General features: G+C 44.1%; 5 protein-coding genes. 4 read left to right on the top strand and 1 reads right to left on the bottom strand.

Features of this window, described 5'->3' with window-relative positions; genetic code table 11:
* The 3 genes from RF007C_RS03660 to RF007C_RS03650 form a co-directional block, all read left to right on the top strand.
* Window positions 1-828, top strand: an 828-nt coding sequence (locus RF007C_RS03660; protein WP_037297323.1) for a cellulose-binding protein CttA-related protein, incomplete at its 5' end; no start/stop codon positions are given.
* Window positions 829-1,235: 407 nt separating this feature from the next.
* Complete coding sequence (locus tag RF007C_RS17420; RefSeq protein ID WP_037297321.1) at window positions 1,236-3,431, top strand: cellulose-binding protein CttA-related protein; 2,196 nt, start codon at window positions 1,236-1,238, stop codon at window positions 3,429-3,431.
* 90 nt (window positions 3,432-3,521) lie between these two features.
* Window positions 3,522-4,436 carry an NPXTG-anchored protein gene (locus RF007C_RS03650; RefSeq protein WP_037297319.1) on the top strand — a complete coding sequence of 305 codons (915 nt, stop codon included), beginning with the start codon at window positions 3,522-3,524 and terminating at the stop codon, window positions 4,434-4,436.
* Between the two features lie 60 nt (window positions 4,437-4,496).
* Here the strand turns inward: RF007C_RS03650 and RF007C_RS03645 are convergent, their stop codons facing one another.
* Window positions 4,497-5,243: a tRNA 2-thiocytidine biosynthesis TtcA family protein gene (locus RF007C_RS03645; RefSeq protein WP_037297316.1), complete on the bottom strand. Its 747-nt coding sequence runs from the start codon at window positions 5,241-5,243 to the stop codon at window positions 4,497-4,499.
* A gap of 248 nt (window positions 5,244-5,491) precedes the next feature.
* Between RF007C_RS03645 and RF007C_RS03640 the strand changes: the two genes are divergently transcribed.
* Window positions 5,492-5,989: a DUF2500 family protein gene (locus RF007C_RS03640; protein ID WP_152537137.1), complete on the top strand. Its 498-nt coding sequence runs from the start codon at window positions 5,492-5,494 to the stop codon at window positions 5,987-5,989.
* Window positions 5,990-6,000: the final 11 nt, after the last annotated feature.

Raw genomic sequence — 6,000 nt, 5'->3', positions numbered from 1 at the left:
ACAACATCAACAACGTCGACATCTACAGAGACCACCTCAACAGAGACGACCTCTACAGATACAACGACTTCAACATCATCCACTTCTACAACATCAACAACAGATGCTAATTACGATCACTCCTACGCAGTAATCGAGACTCAGGTAGGTTACTACTTCAGCCACGATGACGGCGTCCGTGCAAACGGTCAGGTAGGCGGCTTCAATAAGGGCCAGGTAGTTACACTGAAGATAGTTGACGTTTACAAGGATGGTTCAGAGGTTGAGAGACCTGAGGTAAATATGGATCTCATCAACTTCAACAATAATACACCTGAGAAGGCTTACAATTCTCGCACACACATCAACAAGCAGACAACAATCACAGACTTCAAGTATGACATTCCTGTATACTATGGAGATATGCCTCTTGTTGACAAGAGCGGAAAGGCACTTACAGTAACAGCCTATATCGGTGTAAAGGGAGACATCACTCTGAGCAACATGGTTGACTCGAACGATGCTTCAGTAGCTCTTAGCTACTATACGCTCATCTCTACAGGTTCTAATACACCTGCAAACACAATCTGCCAGATAACAGAAGAGGGACTTCAGGTTTCGTCAGCTCTTGACGAGCTCGATAATCTCGCAGCATTCCTTGGTGATGTAAACACCAACGAGTGGGATCCTGATAACTGGAAGACAACAAAGATGGGCAGAAAGATCGATTCAAACGACGCTTCGCAGATACTCGCATTCTATTCAAAGAGAACATCACATGTATATGATGATGTATCAAGCAATGATATCTGGAATGAGATACTCGGAGACGCAAGATTCGGTAAATAATCAATACAAAAAAGCAGGCTTTCGGGCCTGCTTTTTTACATAATATACCGCTTGACGAAGCATCGTCAAAGTGGTATAATTGCATTGTGGAAAAACACAGCGAAGCCCGAAAAACAGGAAAATAATACAGAAAGTTCAATTGTGAGAAAATATTACTTTTGATATATGTTCATATTGTGAAAAAAGCACAAAAATGGATATTATTAATCGTCAATAATTTTTGAAAAAAATATACTGTTCTGCTTGACTTATTGCTGTTTGTGTGATAAAATGTAGTTATGAATTTCTGGGGGAACTGTATACATTTGCAGATTCTATACTCGGAAATTAGCCTAAAGCAAAGAATGGCTTGAACAAAATGTCGTGCTTTGCAAAGGGGAATAAACATGTTAGAGAGGTATAGGACAATGAAGAATTCATTATTCAAGAGAGCTATTGCTACAGCTGCAGCTGTGCCGCTTGCTCTCACACAGTGTCTGACTTACGCAAACGCTGTATCAACTGATTTTGTTAAGGCTCCTGCTCAGAACGTACAGGAAGGCGAAAGTCTCAAGCTTGAAAATCTGCTTTACATCCCTGCTGAGGAGACAGTTTCAACATGGAACCAGACACTTTCAGCAGCAATTGCAAGCATCGGCGCCGAGGACGGCGAAGTTGATGTTGCAAAGTTCAGAGATGATATCTTAAGCAAGGCCGGCGCTTATAAGGAAGCCGCTGCTTATGCTCTTGATCAGTGCATAATCCCTAATAAGGTTAATTATGAAATAACAGGCGAGAATGATGTTGTTATCACAGGTAAGATCTCAGAGCCTGATCTCAACCTCAAGATCGCTAATACTCCCGCTGATGCACTTCACAGAATTGCTGACAGCTACAATGCTCCCGCTCTTAAGAATGTTGACTACTCAACTGTTAAGATCGGCGGCGACTTTAAGATCACAATCGGTACTTCTGCTCTTGCAAGCGGCAAGAAGGTAGCAGTTACATTTGCGTATACAACAGCTGACGGTACATATGGCATCGGTGAGCTTCCTGCTTACGCAATCAAGAAGATCGAAGAGATCAGAAAGATCGATGAAGCAGCAATCGAAAAGGAAGTTGCCGCTGATAAGGTTGACGAGGCTAAGGCTAAGTACAACGCAAAGATCGACCTCATCATCGACAAGCTCAAGAAGGCTGAGAGAGCTGTAGACAAGACTCTCAAGGCTGACAAGAACGCCACTTATTCAGATGTTTCAGGCCTCATCAGTGATACAAATGGCTGGCTCAAGGCTAACGGCATCAATAGGCAGCTCCCCGGCACAGCTTCAGAGATCGCTGCCAAGGAGTTTATCGTAAAGGCTTACGATACAGCTATCAAGACTATCGATTCAAAGGGCGTCGTTGATATCTCTGCTGCTGACCTCGGCGGATTCGCTGACAGCATCAAGAATGTCACATTCTCACTTGCTAACGGCAAGGCTGAGGGCATCGGTACATTTGACGATGCTGAGCAGGCTGACGTTAAGGCTTGGGTTGAGAAGAATGGTTATGCATTCGTAGACTCTTACAAGAAGATCACTGCTAAGGTTGATTTCAGCGGTATCAAGTCAGTTGACGCAGGTTCAGTTGAAGTCGAGATCGAGAGAATCCTCGTTACCGATACTACAACTACAACACAGGTAACTACTACATCAACTGAAACAACTTCAACAACTTCAACAGAGTCAACTTCAACCACAACTGAAGAGACTACAACAACAGATACAACTTCTACAACAACAGAAACAACTTCTACATCTACAACTTCTGAGACAACTTCTTCAACTTCTGAGACATCTTCTACAACTTCAGAAACAACTTCTACATCTACAGATACAACTTCTACATCTACAGATACAACTTCTACATCTACTGAGACAACTCCTGTTGTAACAACAGTATTCACAAAGGTATATGCTACAGCTAATACCGAGAATGCATTCTATCTCAATACAGAGACAGAGTTCGACAAGGCTCAGCTCAGCAACGTAATCCTCCACACTGTTCGTATCGAAGCAGCAGTTAAGGAAGACGGTACTATTGATGAAACAACAAAGAAGGAAACTGAGATCGAAGCTAAGGATATAACAGCTGATGTTTCGTTCGGTTCAGCTACACCTGCTAATACATACGAGAAGACAAATACTTCATTCAAGTATAAGGTTCCCGTATCTGCAAACGGCAGCGTGCTCAAGGACGTTGACGGCAACGACTTCACAGTTACAGTATTCATCGGCGTTAAGGGTGATATAAACCTTGACAACATGGCTAACTCAGTTGACGCTTCACAGGCACTTGCATTCTACGCTAAGACATCTACACAGGGCAGAGGCGTTTACGATGTTCAGCTCTCAGAGAGCAACCTCGTTCTCACTCCTAAGTCTGTATACGATGAATTCGCAGCATTCCTCGGAGACGTTCACCACGTTTCAGGCGCTGTTGTTGACAGATTTGCTACAAAGGACAAGAGACTCATCGACGCAAACGATGCTTCTAATATCCTTGCATTCTACGCTAAGAGAATGAATTCAGCAAATGACCAGATGACAGATGCTGAGATCTGGGAAGACATACTTGCATAAAAAAGATATATAAAGCATGTTTAACCTGCCGCCATTTAGCGGCGGCAGGTAACATATATAATTAAAACTATCTGAAAGGAAATAATAACAATGAAGAAGAACATCTTTAAGAGCGCTTTCGCAGCACTCGCTGTTTCTGCTGTTGCACTTTCTGCTTCAGCTGTTTCTGCATTTGCAGGCCCCGCTGCTGGTCAGGCTTATGATGCTGGCAACCTTGATGTTGCATCATCACCTGTAAAGCCTACACTTTCAATCACAAAGAAGACACTCACAGCTGCTGAGGCACCTAATGCTAAGGTAACTATGGAGCTTTCTGTTGAGGGCGCTGCTGATAAGTATGCTGCAACAGGTCTCCACATCCAGTTCGATCCTAAGCTCAAGCTCATCCCCGATGAGGACGGCGCACTTGCTACAGCTGGTAGAGCTGCAAGACTTCTTGAATTAAAGAAGGCTGAGGCTGATACAGATAACTCATTCTTTACAGCTACAGGTAGCTCAACAAACAACGGTAAGGATGGCGTTCTTTGGTCATTCGTTCTCCAGGTTCCTGCTGATGCACAGCCTGGTGACAAGTATGATGTTCAGGTTGCTTACCAGTCAAGAACAACAAACGAGGACCTCTTTACAAACGTAAAGAAGGATGAGGAAGGTCTCCTTATGCAGGCTTGGACCTTTACACAGGGTATTGAGCAGGGTTATATCCAGGTTGAGAGTACTACATCTTCTACAACTACAACTACTACAACAACTACTACAACTACAACTACAACAACTACAACATCTACAACATCTACAACTTCAGCTGCTGGTACAACAGCTCGTGCTACATCTGCTGCTGGTACAAACACAGCTAAGCCCGCTGTAACAACAACTAAGGCTAAGGCTACAACAACAACCAAGAAGGGTGATTCACCTAAGACTGGTGTTGCTGGTGCAGGCGTAGCTGTTGCAGGTCTTGCAATCGCTGTAGGTACAGCATTCGCTCTCAGAAAGAAGGAAGACTAATTAATTAGTCATCTTTGATCTAAGAATATTAAAGGCTCTCCTTTTTGGAGAGCCTTTTTTTTAGTCTTTTTTTACCGGAGGAGTAAAGCCGATACCGCCCCAGCCGTCTATATTGGCACGTTTCATGGCACCGAAGATCCTGTCCTTGAAGCCGTGCTCCTTACGCTCCATATCCGCTATGAAATCCTTTGTTTTCTGGCGGTTGGTATGGCCGTCGGCAGGACAGACGGAGGTGACAACGGGAAGAGCGTTTCTTCTTGCGGCTCTGCGGACTTCCTTTTCGGGAGCAAGTACAAGTGGCCTTATAACAGTGACCTTTTTATGGGTAAGGTAGGTGGAGGGGGAATAGCAGCCGATGCGTCCCTCGGTAAACAGGTTCATAATAAAGGTCTCGACCGTGTCGTCGTAATTATGTCCCAGTGCGACCTTGTTGCAGCCGAGGTCGTTTGCGGCGTCATGGAGGGCTCCGCGCCTCATTCTCGCACAGAGACTGCATGGACTGGGTTCATTTCTAACGTCAAATACGATCTCCGCTATCTGAGTCGGTATGATATGATACTCCACTCCGAGGGTCTTGCAGTGCTCTGTGATGGGGGAGAAGTTCATGGTGCCGTTTGTGAAGCCCATATCCAGCGTGACCGCGATGACCTTGTAATCAATGCCGATAAACCTCTGAAGCATTACAAGCCCGTCCAGCAGCACAAGACTGTCCTTGCCGCCGGAAACTCCCACAAGGATACGGTCATTGTCCTGTATCAGACCGTACTGCTGAATGGCTTTTCGCATATAACCGAGTATTTTCTGCATAAGATCCTCCGTTAACTTGTTTTCTTGCACTATGTTTTGACCTTTAGGGCATTAACCGCCTGACGGCGGTTAATGAGTACACATTAATTATAACATATTTTAAAAAAATTTGCAAATACAACTTGCAATATCGAGAAAAATATATTATAATATAAGAGTGAAACTTTTTCAGGTGTCGTCATAAGGGATATGAAACAGATCTGCGACGCTATATTATAGAAAGGAGAGGGCTCAAAGGCCTTTTATCAATGACCGAACAATTGAAAAATCTGCTCATATTACTTGGGGCAATTGTAGTAATACTTATACTTGTAATGCTTTTGTTCAGCGGAAAGAGTTCGTTCAGAAGATTCCTTTCACTGTTCCTTGAAGAGCGCGGCGGCGAAGATGCAGAATATGAAGATGCTCCGAGAGCTCAGGCTCCCGCAAAGCACTTACCTTCGGAAAAAAGAGGCAGAGCTGCGGAGGAGCCTGTTCAGAAGCGTACTTCAGAGCCCATTGTTGAAATGGCAACTCTTGTAAGAAAGAGCGATGATCGTCTGCGTATCATCGAAAGTACAGGACAGGTGAAGCTCGTTGACGAGTATTATGAACTTGTTTTTGTTACCAGAAAGGGACAGAAGCTGAAGATTGAATGTTCTGCCGAGGCATATGACAAGGTACCGTTCAATCAGCAGGGTTCGCTTACATACAGGCGCAACACTCTCGTAAAATTCAAATACTACGAGGATACGGTTTTTAATTGACAGCAGATGAG

This window comes from Ruminococcus flavefaciens 007c (assembly GCF_000571935.1).
Classification (GTDB): Bacteria; Bacillota; Clostridia; order Oscillospirales; family Ruminococcaceae; genus Ruminococcus; species Ruminococcus flavefaciens_F.
The sequence above is the reverse complement of the archived record's forward strand: the minus strand, read 5'-3'. Positions and strand labels throughout refer to the sequence as shown.